The sequence below is a fragment of the Streptomyces sp. Tu 2975 genome, from assembly GCF_009832925.1.
Lineage (GTDB): Bacteria > Actinomycetota > Actinomycetes > Streptomycetales > Streptomycetaceae > Streptomyces.
Genome location: NZ_CP047140.1, coordinates 4534469 through 4549703, shown reverse-complemented (window position 1 = coordinate 4549703; position 15235 = coordinate 4534469). Strand labels below are relative to the sequence as shown.

Sequence of the window (15235 nt, the reverse complement as noted above, 5' to 3'; positions counted from 1 at the left end):
CCCCCCGGTCAGCTGCGGGAAGCCCGCGAGACCTCGCACTTGGTGTACTCGGAGCCGTCGCCGGAGCCGGTGTACGGGGTGGTGAGCACGGTGGTCTCCGAGGCGCCCGCGGCGACGGCGATCGCCGTCTCGCTCGCGGTGGCCGGGACGGCCGTGCCGCCGACGCCACCGGTGAACTTCATGGTGACGTCGTAGTCGTAGTCCAGCGAGTCACTGTTGTTGATGGTGATCTTCGCGGTGAGTGCCTTCGTCGCGTCGTCGTACTTGCACTCGTCGATGGTGATGTCGCGCGCGGCCTTGTTCGCGCTTGACCCACCGGGGAGGGAGCCGCCGCCGGTGCTGCCGGCGCTGTCGTCGTCGCGGTGGCTGCCGCCACTGCTCGAAGAGCTGCCGGAACTGCTGGAGTTGTCACAGCCACCGCCGCCGGAACCACGGGCCCCGGTCAGTGCGACGAGCGCGATCCCGAAGACGGCAATGGCGCGAACATGACGGATCTTCACGTTTCAACCCCCGTTGAAAGTGTCGGCGAATGGGCCCGGTTGACGAGCGCACGTCACCCTAGCAGCGTCACGGGGCACGTCCGGACACGAGAACGCCGACGGCGGTCAACCCCCGCAGGGGGACCGCCGTCGGCGTGACAGGACTCGCACCCGGCACCGGGCGGGCAGCTCCGGGGGCCGTTACTTCGCCGGCTTCTTGCCCGTGATGCCGAGGTGCACCAACAGGGCGAGGTTGGGCTTGAGTTCGGCCTGCTTGACCCCCCAGGTCGTGAAGCCCTTCTGGTGCGAGGCGACCGCGGCCAGCATCGCCACCAGCGATCCGGCCATCGCTCCGGGGCTGACGTCCTTGTCGACCTTGCCCTTGCCCTGGAGCTCCTTGACGGCGTCCGAGAGGGAGTTGGTGACCGAGGTGAGAATCTTCATACGGATCTTGTAGAACCGCTTGTCCCCCTCGGCGGCACCGAGATCGACCACCCGGAGAATGGCGTCGTTGCGGCGCCAGAAGTCGAGGAAACCCTCGACCAGTTCCTCCGCCGTCTGCCAGCCCGCCTTACCGACCCAGGAGCGGCCGGAGACCAGCTCCGTCAACTCGGCGCCCTCCTTGGCCATTTCCTCGGCAATTTCGAGAACGGCGCCCTCGACGTCCGGGAAGTACTGGTAGAACGTCGCCGGTGAAGTGCCCGCTTTACGGGCCACGTCGATGACTTTGACGTCCCGGTACGGCGACGAGCTGAGCATCTCGCTGAGGCAGTCGAGCAGTTTCTGCCGCGTCGCCTGCCCGCGTCGGCCGGCTACCCGGCCGTCGACGGTGCGCACTTGTCCTGTCATGCCGTCAGCTTACCGAGGGGTGATCGGCGCGCGATTCGGCCGAGTGCAAATGGGGTGCCGACCATGGAGGGCAATAGTGTTATCAACAGCCTGTGGACAACTTCGGTGGACAACTCGACGGAATCGGCCTCGCCGGAAGCGCCCCGGACATCCCTTTCGACCACCGTTCACCGCTTACCGGAACGGCACATATCGCCCATACGTTCGAATTGATTCCGCGCGCCCCGAGTGATGCGCCGTTAGCTTGATGGTGACGGGCACCACACCCAGGGAAGGGATCGGGTCCATGGCCGCATTCACAGAGGGCACGCCGTGCTGGGTGGACGCATCGCTCCCCGACGTGGAGGCGGGCAAGCGCTTCTACGGCGAGCTCTTCGGCTGGACCTTCACCGAACGGGGCGGCGGCCACGTCCCCGGCGGTATGCGCGGTCGCTACGCCGACGCCTTCAGCGACGGCCGGCTGGTCGGCGCCCTGACTCCCAAGCGGGACGGCCGCATGCCCACCGTCTGGGGCGTCTACTTCGCCACCCCCGACGCCAAGGCCCTCGGCCGGCGCATCGCCGACCACGGCGGCCGGCTGATCAACGACCCGCTGCCCGTCGACTCCGCGGGCATCTCCGCGGTCGCCGCGGACCCCGGCGGCGCGGTGTTCGGCCTGTGGCAGGCGGGCACCCGGCAGGGCTTCGAGAAGCAGGGCGAGCCGAACTCGTTCTGCTGGACCGAGGTCTACACCCGGGACCAAGAGCGCGCGGACGACTTCTACGAGTCCGTGTTCCACTTCCAGGGCACGGACCTCACCGGCACCATGGCCGGCTTCCGCATGTGGTCGCCGGCCGGTACGGAACCGGGCGAGAGCACGGCCGTCGGCGGACGCAGCGCGATCACGGACGAGTTCCCGCCGGAGATGCCCGACCACTTCCTCGTCTACTTCCGCGTCACCGACTGCGACGCGACGGCCGAGTCCGTCGTCCGCCTCGGCGGCCGGGTCCGCACCGTCGCCTCCGACACCCCGTACGGGCGGATCGCCGTGTTCGGTGACAACCAAGGGGCCACCTTCGCCGTGCTGGCGGAGCCGGACCGGTCGGACGCGCCAGGCAGGACGCAGGAGACCGAGAGCGGCGGGACACGGCCGGAGTCCGGGAGGGGCGGGACTCGAAGGCCGGACCGCGACGCGTCGGAGGAGGACGGAGAGGCCGCCAAGAGCGCCTGAAGCGACGAGCTGAGCCGGCCTCAGGTGGGCGGGGCCGCCCACCCTCATCGCCCGGCGCCTGCCAGGGGCCGGCCGGTGACCGCGCTCACAGCGGTGCCCGAAACGCGGTGAGACACCCCGATCCGCCCCCGGGTTCGCAACCGTGGCTCCGTACAGGAAGAATCAGGGTGCTCACCGCTGAGGGGCTCGATGGTGAGACCCTGCACGGGGCTGTAAGTGACGGGCTCCATTTCGTGGGAGCCCGTACGGGGAGGTGGCACGCAGGTATGGAGCAGCTGACGCAGCACGACCCGAGACGGATCGGTCCGTTCGAGGTGCTGGGCCGGCTCGGTGCCGGTGGAATGGGACTGGTCTATCTCGCCAGGTCGGCGTCCGGCCGCCGGGTCGCGATCAAGACCGTGCGGACCGAGCTCGCGGAGGACCAGCTGTTCCGCGTCCGCTTCACGCGCGAGGTGGAGGCGGCCCGCGCGGTCAGCGGCTTCTACACCGCCGCCGTGGTCGACGCCGACCCGCGCGCCGCGGTGCCGTGGCTGGCCACCGCGTACGTTCCCGCGCCCTCCCTCGAGGAGATCATCAACGAATGCGGGCCCCTGCCCGCCCAGGCCGTCCGATGGCTCGCGGCGGGCATCGCGGAGGCGCTGCAGTCCATCCACGGCGCGGGCCTCGTGCACCGCGACCTCAAGCCGTCCAACGTGCTGGTGGTGGAGGACGGGCCGCGCGTCATCGACTTCGGTATCGCGTCCGGCGTCTCGAACACCCGGCTGACGATGACCAACGTCGCCGTCGGTACGCCCGCGTACATGTCGCCCGAGCAGGCCCGCGACTCCCGCAGCGTGACCGGTGCCAGCGATGTCTTCTCACTCGGCTCCACCCTGGTCTTCGCCGCCACCGGACACGCGCCCTTCCATGGCGCGAACCCCGTGGAGACCGTCTTCATGCTGCTGCGGGAAGGCCCGGACCTCGAAGGACTGCCGGACGAGCTGCGGCCGCTGATCGACTCCTGCATGCAGATGGAGGCCGGGCTGCGGCCCACGCCCGAGGACCTTCAGGCCCAGCTCGCGCCCCATCTCTTCTCCTCCGGCGGCGACGACAGCGGCACCGCCTCCGCATGGCTGCCGACCTCGGCCACCGCCATGATCGAGACCCGTCGCGGTGGCGGCCGCCCGCAGGCCACGCCCCAGCGCCCCGCGCCCTCACGCCCCACTCCGCCGCCCGTCCCGCCGGCGCCGCCCCAGCCGCAGGCAGTGCCTCCGCAGACCCCGGGCGGCGCGGTGCGACTGCCCGGCTCCAACGTTCCCATCGGACCCGGCCCCCGGGTCGCCGACACCGGCCGCGCCGTGGTCGCGGAGGCCGGGCCCGCCACCGGCTGGGTGCGGCCGCCCGCCGGACTCGGCGGTACCGACGCCCACGGGGGCGCGGTGGCCGCGCCGCCGGCACCCGTCCCGCCCCCACGCAAGCGCCGGACGCCGGCCCCGCCCACTGGCGGCCCTGGCGTTTCCGCATGTCGAACGACGTGTGGGGAACACCGGTCGTCGACGGCGACCTGCTGTACGTCACCTCGTTCGAAGTGCACGCGCTGGACGTGGGGACCGGTCGCCGCCAGTTCAAGACGCGGGACGTGGCCTGGGCGATGGCCGTCGCCGCCGGCCGTATCCACGCCTCCGACGGTCCGACGCTGTACGCGCTCGACGCCGCCACCGGCAACGAACGCTGGCGGCTCCAGACCGACGCCTGGGTCTACTCCCTCAAGGTCGACCGCGGCACCGTCCTCACCGGCACCCGCGGCGGCGGGGTACAGGCGTGGGAGGCCTCCAACGGCGAGAAGCTGTGGGAGATCACCGGCGCCCAGAGCGACTTCGAGACACCGGAGGCCGGCCCCGCGATCTTCGGCGACACGGTGTACGTGTGGAAGGACGCGCGGCTGCGCGCCCTCGAGGCCCGCACCGGCGACGAACGCTGGTCCTACCCGATCGGGGACGCGGCCTCGTGCGGAAACGTGCCCGTACGGGTGCAGCCGGCACCCGACGGCTACGTGTACGTCTCCGCCGGTACGCGGGTGCTCGCCGTCGACATCACGTCCGGACTGGTGCGCTGGCACTTCGAGGCGCCCGCGGTGTTCCTCTCGCCGCCCGCGTTCGCGCCGGGCCCCGCCGTGACCGGCGGCGGCGTGTACCTCGCCGACTACCTCGGCACCGTCTACGCGCTGGACGCCACCACCGGCAAGGACCGGTGGCGCATCGCCACGGAGTCCCGCCAGTCCAGCGAACCGGTACTCGTCGCGGGCGGCAACGTCCACGTCGGCAGCGGCTCGGCGCTCTACACCCTCGACGCCGTGACCGGCACCCCGATGTGGCGCTTCGCGGCCGGCGGGGAGGTCGTCGGCACACCGGTCGTCGCCGACGGCCGCGTCCACTTCGGCTCCGCCGACCACGTCCTCTACACGCTCGACGCGAGCGGCGGCCAGCTCCGCTGGAAGCTGGCGACCGGCGGCGAGATCACGGGATCGCCGGTGGCACGGAACGGTGTGGTGTACGCGTGCAGCAAGGACCGGTGCGTGTATGCGCTGGACGCGGTGAAGGGGACGGCGACGGGCCGGGGCGCGGCGACGCGCTGACGCGCAGCGCCTGCGGCGGGCTTGTCCCCTCCCCGCCATACCCCCGGTTCAGAACGGATCCGCTGGGTACCCGCCGCGTGTCGCCGTCGGCTGCGGCGGCAGAAGGAGGCCGGCGATGATCCGCAACGTCATCGGCTCGATCCTCGCTCTCATCGGAGCGACGGCCGCCGTATGGAGCCCCTTCCGTGACTGGTACGACGGCCGGCAGGGGCGCGACTACCGCATACAGGACCTGTTCACCGGCATTACCTCGAACGAGGGCGAGCTCTTCACTTCCCTCCTGCTCCCCATGGCCTTCGCCGCACTGCTGACCCTGATCGGTCTGCTGCTGCGCTCCCGCCTCGTGGTGGCGCTCGCCGGCGTGGTCGTCCTCGGGTTCACCGTCCTCTGGATGGTCCGGCAGGGGCAGGCCGCCGGCAGCCTCACGGCGGGCGGGGACGGGCTCGGACTCGGCGTGGCGCTCTCGTTCGGCGGAGGCGTGCTGCTGCTGTTGGCCGCCGCGCTGATGAGCGGTCGCCGCGCGCTGCGCCGCAGGCGTGAGGAGCCGTACGACGAGGAGCCACCGGGCCATGTCCCGGCAGCGGCGGACGACTGGGGTCCGTACGGCCGGGACCCGAACAGCACCGGCCCCTATCCGGGCCAGGACCGGTACGACGCTGGCACCCACTACGGGGACGAGGAGCCTCCGCCCCGGCACACGCGGTAGCGTCACGGCCGGCCGGCGGCCTCCTCGGAGAACGCGAACAGCCCGGCCCGTTCGGCGGCGGCGTCGCGCAGCCGGTGCACGGGGCCGAAGAGCAGTTCGTCGGCCGCGGCCCGTTTGACGTACAGATGCACCTCGTGTTCCCAGGTGAAGCCGGTGCCGCCGTGCAGTTGGATCGTCTCGCCCGCGACCGTCCGCAGCGTCTCGAGGCACTGGGCGAGTGCCAGGGCACCGGCCGCCGGGTCCCCTGCCGCGTAGTACGCCGCTGAGCGGGCCGCCTGGACGTGGACGTACAGATCGGCGAGCCGGTGTTCGACGGCCTGGACGGAGCCGACGGGGTGGCCCCTCTGTTCCCGTGCCCTGACGCGCTCCACGGTTGTCGACAGCGCGCCCGCCGCCGCGCCGGCCGCTTCCGCCGCGAGAAGGGTCGCCGCACCGCGGCCGGTGGCGCACAGGGCACCGGGCACGTCGGCGCCGTCCTCGCCGAGGAGCCGGGCGGGGCTGTCGCGGAGTTCGAGCCGCGCCTGCGGGCGGGTCCCGTCGAGTGCCGTGAGCCGGGTGCGGGTCAGGCCGGGTGCGTCGGCGTCGACCTGGAAGAGCAGGGGGCGGCTGCGCGGGAAGCCACCCGTGTGGGCGGCGACGAGCAGCAGCCGGGCACTGTGGCCGTCGAGCACCTGCGGGGCCTCGCCGTAGAGGTTCCAGCCGTCGCCGGTCCGCCTGGCCTGGATGCCGCCGGCCCTGCCGCCGCCCGCCCATGCGCCGGCCGTGTTGTCGCCGGTCAGCGCGAGCGCCTCCGCGAGGTTGCCGGGGACGGCGAGCGCGCAGGTCAGCGAGGAGTCCGCGATCCGGGGAAGGAGCTCGGCGCGTTGTGCGGGGGTGCCGAGTGCGGCGATCAGGGGGGCGGCGAGGCCCGCGGTGGCGAGCAGGGGCGACGGCAGCAGGACCCGGCCGCTCTCCTCGCAGGCGAGCGCCAGCTCGGTGAGGGTGCGGTCCGCGCCGCCGTACCGGGCGGGGATCGCGAGGCCGGGCAGGCCGAGCCGCCCCGCGAGGCGGGTCCACAGGTCGGTGTCGTACCCCTCGGGTGTGCGGGCGTCCGCGGCGGATCCGACATGTTCCGTCAGCGCTTCGCGTAGCGTGCGGCGGATCTCGTGCTGCTCGGTGGTGAAGGCGGCATCCATCGGCGGCTCCTGCCCACGACATTCTGACGGGCCGTCATGTTAGGGCTTCGTGGATCGGATGCACAGACTTCTCCCGCCCCTCGGTGGCCGCTATCTGATGTACCGTCAGATGCATGCCCACCACACCGCGCAAGGTCGCCGTCGTCGGCACGGCCCTCTCGGACTGCGGCCGCGTCGACGGCCTCACCCCGTACGCGCTGCACGCCCAGGCGGCCCGCCGGGCGCTCGCCGACTCCGGCCTGGATCGCTCCGTCGTGGACGGACTCGCCTCGACCGGTCTCGGCACCTTCGCGCCGGCCGAGGTCGCCGAGTACCTCGGCCTGCGGCCCCTCTGGGTGGACTCCACGGCGGTCGGCGGAGCGAGCTGGGAGGTCATGGCGGCGCACGCGGCCGACGCCGTCGCCGCCGGTCACGCCAATGTGGTCCTGTTGGTCTACGGGTCCACCGCCCGAGCCGACATCAAGGCGGGACGGCGTACCTCCGACCTGTCCTTCGGCACCCGTGGCCCGCTCCAGTTCGAGGTGCCGTACGGGCACACCCTCGTCGCCAAGTACGCGATGGCCGCGCGCCGCCACATGCACCGGTACGGCACGACCCTGGAGCAACTCGCCCAGGTCGCGGTCCAGGCGCGGGCCAACGCCGCCGCCAACGAGGACGCCATGTTCCGTGATCCGATCACCGTCGACGACGTGCTGGACGGCCCGGTGATCGCCGACCCGTTCACCAAGCTGCACTGCTGCATCCGCAGCGACGGCGGCTGCGCGGTGCTGCTGGCCGCGGAGGAGTACGTACCGGACACGGCGAAGGACCCGGTGTGGATCCTCGGCACCGGTGAGCACGTGTCCCACACCACCATGTCGGAGTGGGACGACTTCACCGTCTCCCCCGCGGCGGTGAGCGGCCGGCTCGCCTTCGAGCGGGCGGGGGTGCGGCCCGACGAGATCGACATCGCGGAGATCTACGACGCCTTCACCTATATGACCCTGGTGACGCTGGAGGATCTCGGCTTCTGCGCCAAGGGCGAGGGCGGCGCCTTCGTCGAGCAGCGGCGGCTGCTGCGGGACGGGGAGCTGCCGGTCAACACCGACGGAGGCGGCCTCTCCGCCTGCCACCCCGGCATGCGGGGGCTGTTCCTCCTGGTGGAGGCCGTGCGGCAGCTGCGGGGCGAGGCCGGCGCCCACCAGGTACGGGGGCCGGGCGGGCGGCTGCCGGCGCTCGCGGTGGCGTCGGGGACGGGCGGCTGGTTCTGCTCGTCGGGGACGGTGGTGCTGGGGCGGGGCTGATCTCCCCCGGCGGAGGCCGGGGAGGTTGAATGCGTCCATGAACCATGAAGAGCGCGACCCGCAGGCGGCCTTCCGCGCCCTGTTGCACGCGCAGCGCGTCTGGGACGTCGTGCTGCCCGGGTTCGACCCGGCCGGCGCGCCCGGTGAGCCGCTGCCGCTGTTCCACCGGTGGTTCGGCGAGGCCGTGGCGGCCGGCCAGCCGGAGCCGCACACCATGACCCTGGCGACGGTGGACGCCCAGGGGCGTCCGGACGCGCGGATCGTGATGCTCCACGACGCCGACGAACACGGCTGGCACTTCGCCTCGCACGCCACCAGCGCGAAGGGCCGGCAGCTGGTGGCCGCGCCGGAGGCGTCGCTCGTCTTCTACTGGGCCACGCAGGGCCGCCAGGTCAGGGTAAGGGGCCGGGTCGTCCCCACCACCGCGGAAGAGAGCGCGGCGGATCTGCACGCCCGCTCGACGGGCGCGCTGGCGGCGGCGCTGACCGGGCGGCAGAGCGATGTGCTGGGCTCCGTGGAGGAGTTGGCGCGTGCCTCGCAGGCCGCGTGGGAGAAGGCGCGGGTCGAGCCGGACGCACCGGTGCCGACATGGACCCGGTATGTGCTCCGGCCGCGCGAGGCCGAGTTCTTCCAGGGCGACGAACAGCGCCGGCATGTGCGGCTGCGCTACCGGCGGGCCGCCGGTGGGAAGTGGGAGCGGGAACTGCTCTGGCCCTGAGGGGGTCCGGCCGGCCGGAAGACCGGGACGCTGACGCCGTCCTCTCCCGTACGGAAGGCGACCGTCAGCTCCATCCCGACGGCCAGCCGGTCCGGCTCGCACTCCACGACCTCGGTCATCATCCGTACTCCTTCGGCGAGTTCGACCAGCGCCGCCGTGTAGGGCACGCGGTCCGTGAAGGGCGGCAGGTCGTTGCGGTGCACGACGGACCAGGTGTAGAGCGTGGCGTGGCCGGCGGCCCGCTCCCAGCCCACGTCGTCGCTCCAGCAGTGCGGGCAGAACTCGCGCGGATAGTGGTGCGCCCGCCCGCAGTCGGCGCAGCGGCGGATCAGCAGTCGGCCCGCGGCGGCCGCGTCCCAGTAGGGGCGGGTGAAGTCGTCGATGCCGGGCGTCGACGGATGCCGGGCCATCAGAACAGTCCGATCGCGTCGTCGAGCGACCACACCTGCCAGGACATGGCGAAAAGGGCGACGAGGGAGATCAGGGCCATCATGGCGTTCTGCCCCTGCTCCGCCCAGTCGTGGATCATCAGCACCAGGTAGAGCAGATTGAGCAGCAGTCCGCCGACCAGCGCGACCGGGGTCAGGAACCCGCTGATCAGGCCGAGGCCGAGGGCGAGTTCCGCGTGCACGACGAGGTACGCCATCGCCTTGGGCCGGGGTGCCACCACCTTGTCGAAGCCGGTCCGGACGAACTGCCAGCGGTGCTCCGCGGCGACGCCGGCCGCCCAGGTGATACCCGTACCGCGTCGGAGCCAGCCTTCGCGGTCCTTGTGGCGCCAGCTCTCCAGCCACCACAGGCCGAGGCCGATGCGCAGAACGGCGGTCCATTCGGCACCGGTGAGCAATATCGTCCGCATGCCCCGGACTCCCCTCGCATTGGTTTCTGACGGTACGTCAGTTCAGCGGAAGGAGGCGGCGGCCGCAAGAGGGCGGGACCGTGACCGATTCGCAACCGAACTCCGTCTTGACTGAGACCCATCAAACCGGCGGGTCATTACGCTCACGCTCATGGCCGACGAAAAGGACTCCGACAGATACCCGGGCATCGACCGGACGAACGACCGCCCGGTGTACGTAGTCGGCGGCGGCCCCGGCGGTCTCGCCGCCGCGGCCGCGCTGCGGCGGCGGGGCGTACGGGCGGTGGTGCTCGAGAGGTCCGAGTCGGTCGGCGCCTCCTGGCGGCGGCACTACGACCGGCTCCATCTGCACACCACCCGCAGGCTCTCCGCGCTGCCCGGCCTGCCGATGCCCCGCTCGTTCGGCCGCTGGGTCTCGCGTGACGACGTCGTCCGCTACCTCGACAAGTACGCGGAGTTCCACGCACTGGAGATCGTCACCGGCGTCGAGGTGTCCCGCATCGAGCCGGCCGGGGACGACTGGCTGCTGCACGCCACCGGCGGCCGTCGGCTGACCGGGCGGGCGGTCGTGGTGGCCACGGGCTACAACCACACCCCGCATCTGCCCGACTGGCCGGGCCGCGACGCGTACCAGGGCCGGCTGCTGCACGCCGCCGAGTACCGCAACCCCGGACCCTTCGCGGGCAAGGACGTGCTCGTCGTCGGCGTGGGCAACACCGGCGCCGAGATCGCCGTCGACCTCATGGAGGGCGGCGCCGCACGCGTACGGCTGGCCGTGCGCACCGTCCCGCACATCGTGCGCCGCTCCACCGCGGGCTGGCCCGCCCAGCGCACCGGCATCCTGGTCCGCCGGCTCCCGGTGCGGCTGGTGGACCGGGCGGGCGAGGTCATGAGCAGGATCGCCGTACCCGACCTGGCCGCACAAGGGCTGCCGCGCCCGGACACGGGCCTGTACTCGCGCGTCAAGGAGGGCGCCGTTCCCGTGCAGGACGTCGGCCTGATAGACGCCGTGCGCACGGGCAGGGTGGAGCCCGTCGCCGCCCTCGAGTCGTTCGACGACGGCAAGGCGGTGCTGGCCGACGGTACCCGGATGTCCCCGGACGCCGTGATCGCCGCGACCGGCTACCGGCGTGGCCTGGAGGGCATGGTGGGACACCTCGGCGTGCTCGACGAGCGTGGCCGGCCCGTCGTCCACGGCGGCCGTACCCCGGCGCAGGCGCCGGGCCTGTACTTCACCGGCTACACCAATCCGATCAGTGGCATGCTCCGCGAGATGGCGATCGACGCCCGCAAGATCGCGAAGGCGCTGGCGTAGCGACGCCGCCGACACCGCGACGGCCCCGGGCGGGTACCGCTCCGGCCGGACGACGCCTCCGCCGCGCGGCGGACCCGGCCCTTCCGCGAGGCGACCGCCTCCGCCGCGCGGCGGACCCGGCCCCTCCGCAAGGCGACCCGCCCCAGGGCGGCGGCCGCCGCGCGCCCGCTCGCCGTGGTGCATCCCGAAGCGGAGTGACGTGCCCACCGTGACGGGCCGGACGCGGCGCCGGCGCGTTCCGCGCTCGCACGACGGTTCCTGACTACCAGTCAGTTCGCTAACCTGACTGTGCGTCAGTTAAGCGGCCGGGCAGCTCGGCCATCGAGCAGGAGCGGAGACCAGCGATGCTCGGATCAACGCACGGCACCCTCACCTCCGACCTTCGCGCGCGCGTCGTCGCCTGCGGCGAGCGCCCCGGAAACGCCGTCCACGAAGCCGCCGGACCCGCCGCGTCCACAGGCGACCTCGATGTGAGCGGCCGGCCCCTGTACGCGCCGGTGCCCGACCTGGACCGGTTCTTCCGCCCCTCCTCCGTCGCGGTCGTCGGGGCATCGGACACCGAGGGCAGGCCCAACACCGGCATCACCCGCCGACTCGTCGACTGGGCCGCCCGCGTAGGCGCCCGTCTGCACCCCGTGCACCCCACCCGGCCCTCCGTCTTCGGTCTCGACTGTGTAACCTCCGTCGCGGATCTGCCGGGCCCCGTCGACCTCGCCGTACTGCTGGTCCGCGACCCGCTCCCGCTGATCCCGCAACTCGGCGAGCTCAAGGTGCCGTTCGCGGTCGCGTTCGCCTCCGGGTACGCGGAGACCGGCGAAGAAGGCGCCGCCGCCCAGGCACGGCTGGCGGCCGCCGTGGGGCGCTCCGGTGTACGGCTGCTGGGCCCCAACACCAATCTCAACGCCTTCGAGACGTTCCGCGACGACCTCGAAGGGCCGGCGATCGCGCTCATCACCCAGTCCGGCCACCAGGGCAGGCCCGTGTTCACCCTTCAGGAGCTCGGGATACGACTCTCCCACTGGGCGCCTACCGGCAACGAGGCCGACCTCGAGACCGCCGACTTCATCTCGTACTTCGCCGAACGCCCGGAGGTCGGCTCCATCGCCTGCTACGTGGAGGGGCTGAAGGACGGGCGCTCCTTCGTGCTCGCCGCCGACCGGGCGGCCCGGCGCGGGGTGCCGGTCGTCGCCGTCAAGGTCGGCCGCACCGACACCGGGGCGCGGACGGCCGCCTCGCACACCGGCAAACTCACCGGCAGCGACCAGGTCGTGGACGCGGCGATGCGGCAGTTCGGCGTCATCCGTGTCGACGGGCTCGATGAACTCCAGGACACGGCGGCGCTGCTCGCGCGTGCGCGGCGCCCGGCCGGCGACGGCGTCGCCGTCTACTCGATCTCCGGCGGCACCGGCGCCCACTTCGCGGACCTGGCGACCGCCGCGGGACTGCGGATCCCACGGCTGAGCGACGCCCGGCAGGCCGAACTGCACCAGTGGATACCGCCCTATCTGAACGTCTCCAACCCCATCGACAACGGCGGACATCCGGTGGGCGACCACCGCGGCCGCAAGATCATCGACGCGATCCTGGCCGACCCGGACGTGGACGTGCTGATCTGCCCGATCACCGGGCCCTTCCCGCCGATGAGCGACAGGCTCGCCCAGGACCTGGTCGACGCGGCGGAGACCACCGACAAGCTGGTGTGCGTGGTGTGGGGGTCCCCGGCCGGCACGGAGGAGGCGTACCGGACCACGCTGCTCGGCTCCTCGCGTGTCGCCACCTTCCGCACCTTCTCCAACTGCATCACGGCCGTGCGCGCCCACCTGTCCCACCACCGGTTCACGTCCTGCTACCGCTCCCCGTTCGACGAGGCGCCGCGCACCCCCTCCCTCTCGTACCGCAAGGCTCAGGCGCTGATGCGGCCCGGCGAGCAGCTGAGCGAGCACGCGGCGAAGCAGCTGCTGCGGGCCTACGGGATCCGCGTGCCCCGCGAACAGCTGGTGACGAGCGCTGCGGCGTCGGTACGGGCGGCGGCCCTGGTGGGCTACCCGGTCGTGATGAAGGCGTCGGCGCCGCAGCTCGCGCACAAGACCGAGCTGGGCCTCGTCAAGATCGGCCTGACCTCGGCGAGCCAGGTGCGCGACAGCTACCGCGAGCTCGTCGACATCGCCCGCTACGAGGGCGTGGACCTCGACGGCGTGCTGGTGTGCCAGATGGTGGAGCGGGGCGTCGAGACGGTCGTCGGGGTCGCGCCGGACGAACTGTTCGGCCCCACCGTGACCGTCGGCCTCGGCGGGGTGCTGGTGGAGGTGCTGCACGACACCGCCGTACGCGTCCCGCCCTTCGGCGAGGACCAGGCACGGGCGATGCTCGGCGAACTGCGCGGCCGGGCCCTGTTCGACGGCGTACGGGGCGGCCCGCCGGTGGACGTGGACGCACTCGTCGAGGTGGTCCTGCGGGTGCAGCGGATGGCGCTCGAACTGGGCGACCAGCTCGCGGAACTGGAGGTCAACCCGCTGATGGTGCTGCCGCGCGGGCAGGGCGCGGTGGCGCTGGACGCGCTGGCGGTGTGCCGGTGAGCCCTGAGGTGCGGCACACCCTGTCGGACGGCGTCTCCTGGATCACCCTCGACCGCCCGAAGGCTATGAACGCCCTCACCTGGGAGCAACGGGAGCGGATCATCGACCTGCTCGCCGCCGCGTCCTCGGACCCGGCGGTGCGCGCCGTCGTCGTCACGGCAACGGGCCAGGGCTTCTGCGCGGGCGCCGACCTGCGGGGGGCTCCGCCGCGAGAACGCGTCCCGGGGGACGTCGCCCGGACCATCCGGCTCGGCGCGCAGCGGCTGATCGGGTCGGTGCTGGACTGCGAGAAGCCGGTGATCGCGGCGGTCAACGGCACGGCGGCCGGTATCGGCGCGCATCTGGCCTTCGCCTGCGACCTGGTCCTGGCGGCGGAAGAGGCCCGCTTCATCGAGGTGTTCGTACGACGGGGGCTGGTGCCGGACGGTGGCGGGGCCTATCTGCTGCCCCGCCTGATCGGCCCGCAGCGCGCGAAGGAGCTGATGTTCTTCGGCGACGCCCTCCCCGCGCCCGAGGCGCTGCGCATGGGCCTCGTCAACCGGGTCGTCCCCGCGGCGGACCTGGACAGGACGGCCCGCGAATGGGCCGCCCGCCTCGCCGCCGGTCCGACCCGGGCGCTCGCCCTCACCAAGCACCTGGTGAACACCTCCCTCGACGCGGACCGCGCCACGTCGTTCGCCGCGGAGGCCGTGTCCCAGGAACTCAACATGACCACCCGCGACGCCCAGGAGGGTGTGGCGAGCTTCGTGGAGCGCAGGGCGGCGCGTTTCGAGGGGCGGTAGCGGAGCCGCGGGGGTTCTCATCTGACGTGCCGTCAGTTTCAATGGAGGGGTGATGGGACACGCGGCCATGGCCGCCACCGCCGTCCGTTATCTGAGGTCCGTCGGGGCGCCGACCGGGGCCGGACCGGAGGCCGCCGTGCCGGCACCCGTGCTGCGGGCCGTCGGGGAGGACGAGCGGGCGCCCTTCGGTGCCGGTGAGTTCCGACGGGTACTGGGGCACTTCGCCAGCGGGGTGACCGTCGTGACGGCGGCCGGCGAGGACGGGCCGGCGGGGTTCGCCTGCCAGTCGTTCGCGTCGCTGTCACTCGATCCGCCGCTCGTCGTCTTCATGGTGGGGCGCACGTCCACGACCTGGCCGCGGATCGCCCGCGCCGGAGGCTTCTGCGTGAACATCCTCGGCAAGGACCAGGGTGAGCTGTGCCGGGGCTTCGCCGTGAGCGGGGCGGACAAGTTCGCCGGGGTCGCGTACCGGCCGGCGCCCTTCACCGGCGCGCCGCTGCTGGACGGTGTGCCCGCCTGGATCGACTGCACCGTCCAGGCCGTACACACCGGCGGCGACCACCTGCTCGTCGTCGGCCGGGTGGCGGCACTTGACGCCGAGGAGGACGGAGCGCCCCTGCTGTTCCACCGCGGGCGGTTCGGGCGCTTCGACGTCCGATAGCCGCCGGC

The 15235-nt window shown here is 72.6% G+C and carries 13 protein-coding genes and 1 pseudogene; 9 read left to right on the top strand and 5 right to left on the bottom strand.

Translation table 11 applies throughout. The annotated features are described in order from the left end of the window. Window positions 1-8: 8 nt before the first annotated feature. Entirely contained in the window at window positions 9-500 is a 492-nt protein-coding gene (locus GLX30_RS20215) for a hypothetical protein (RefSeq protein ID WP_159690862.1), read from the bottom strand. Between the two features lie 180 nt (window positions 501-680). After that, window positions 681-1328, bottom strand: a complete 648-nt coding sequence (locus GLX30_RS20210; RefSeq protein WP_159690860.1) for a TetR family transcriptional regulator — start codon at window positions 1326-1328, stop codon at window positions 681-683. A gap of 286 nt (window positions 1329-1614) precedes the next feature. Here GLX30_RS20210 and GLX30_RS20205 point away from each other — a divergent pair, with 286 nt between their 5' ends. The 3 genes and pseudogenes from GLX30_RS20205 (at window position 1615) to GLX30_RS20185 (ending at window position 5858) form a co-directional block, all read left to right on the top strand. Further along, window positions 1615-2538 carry a VOC family protein gene (locus tag GLX30_RS20205; RefSeq protein ID WP_159690856.1) on the top strand — a complete coding sequence of 308 codons (924 nt, stop codon included), beginning with the start codon at window positions 1615-1617 and terminating at the stop codon, window positions 2536-2538. 266 nt (window positions 2539-2804) lie between these two features. After that, window positions 2805-5152, top strand: a pseudogene (locus GLX30_RS35910) (PQQ-binding-like beta-propeller repeat protein). Window positions 5153-5267: 115 nt separating this feature from the next. Continuing rightward, window positions 5268-5858, top strand: coding sequence for a hypothetical protein (locus GLX30_RS20185; protein WP_159690847.1), 591 nt, complete (start codon window positions 5268-5270; stop codon window positions 5856-5858). 2 nt (window positions 5859-5860) lie between these two features. Here the strand turns inward: GLX30_RS20185 and GLX30_RS20180 are convergent, their stop codons facing one another. After that, the gene (locus tag GLX30_RS20180) at window positions 5861-7033 is read right to left on the bottom strand and encodes an acyl-CoA dehydrogenase family protein (protein ID WP_159690844.1); all 1173 of its coding nucleotides are present in this window, start codon (window positions 7031-7033) and stop codon (window positions 5861-5863) included. 113 nt (window positions 7034-7146) lie between these two features. Between GLX30_RS20180 and GLX30_RS20175 the strand changes: the two genes are divergently transcribed. Further along, window positions 7147-8316 (top strand): acetyl-CoA acetyltransferase, encoded by a 1170-nt coding sequence (locus tag GLX30_RS20175; protein ID WP_159690841.1) that lies wholly within the window; start codon window positions 7147-7149, stop codon window positions 8314-8316. Window positions 8317-8353: 37 nt separating this feature from the next. Continuing rightward, window positions 8354-9034 (top strand): pyridoxal 5'-phosphate synthase, encoded by a 681-nt coding sequence (locus tag GLX30_RS20170; protein WP_159690838.1) that lies wholly within the window; start codon window positions 8354-8356, stop codon window positions 9032-9034. Here GLX30_RS20170 and GLX30_RS20165 read toward each other — a convergent pair. Together GLX30_RS20165 and GLX30_RS20160 are read right to left on the bottom strand one after the other, a co-directional pair. Beyond that, window positions 8983-9444: a Zn-ribbon domain-containing OB-fold protein gene (locus GLX30_RS20165; protein ID WP_159690835.1), complete on the bottom strand. Its 462-nt coding sequence runs from the start codon at window positions 9442-9444 to the stop codon at window positions 8983-8985. The two genes, GLX30_RS20170 and GLX30_RS20165, sit on opposite strands and share 52 nt — an antisense overlap. Continuing rightward, complete coding sequence (locus tag GLX30_RS20160; protein ID WP_159690832.1) at window positions 9444-9893, bottom strand: DoxX family membrane protein; 450 nt, start codon at window positions 9891-9893, stop codon at window positions 9444-9446. Before GLX30_RS20160 ends, GLX30_RS20165 begins: the two co-directional genes overlap by 1 nt. A 151-nt stretch (window positions 9894-10044) precedes the next feature. On the opposite strand from GLX30_RS20160, the gene GLX30_RS20155 reads away from it, so the two are divergent. From GLX30_RS20155 to GLX30_RS20140, 4 genes are all read left to right on the top strand, one after another. Beyond that, window positions 10045-11208, top strand: a complete 1164-nt coding sequence (locus GLX30_RS20155; protein ID WP_159690829.1) for an NAD(P)/FAD-dependent oxidoreductase — start codon at window positions 10045-10047, stop codon at window positions 11206-11208. Between the two features lie 344 nt (window positions 11209-11552). Continuing rightward, window positions 11553-13784 carry an acetate--CoA ligase family protein gene (locus GLX30_RS20150; RefSeq protein ID WP_159690826.1) on the top strand — a complete coding sequence of 744 codons (2232 nt, stop codon included), beginning with the start codon at window positions 11553-11555 and terminating at the stop codon, window positions 13782-13784. After that, window positions 13775-14566 (top strand): enoyl-CoA hydratase-related protein, encoded by a 792-nt coding sequence (locus GLX30_RS20145; RefSeq protein WP_159690823.1) that lies wholly within the window; start codon window positions 13775-13777, stop codon window positions 14564-14566. Before GLX30_RS20150 ends, GLX30_RS20145 begins: the two co-directional genes overlap by 10 nt. A gap of 67 nt (window positions 14567-14633) precedes the next feature. Next, complete coding sequence (locus tag GLX30_RS20140) at window positions 14634-15227, top strand: flavin reductase family protein (RefSeq protein WP_159695138.1); 594 nt, start codon at window positions 14634-14636, stop codon at window positions 15225-15227. Window positions 15228-15235 lie beyond the last annotated feature (8 nt).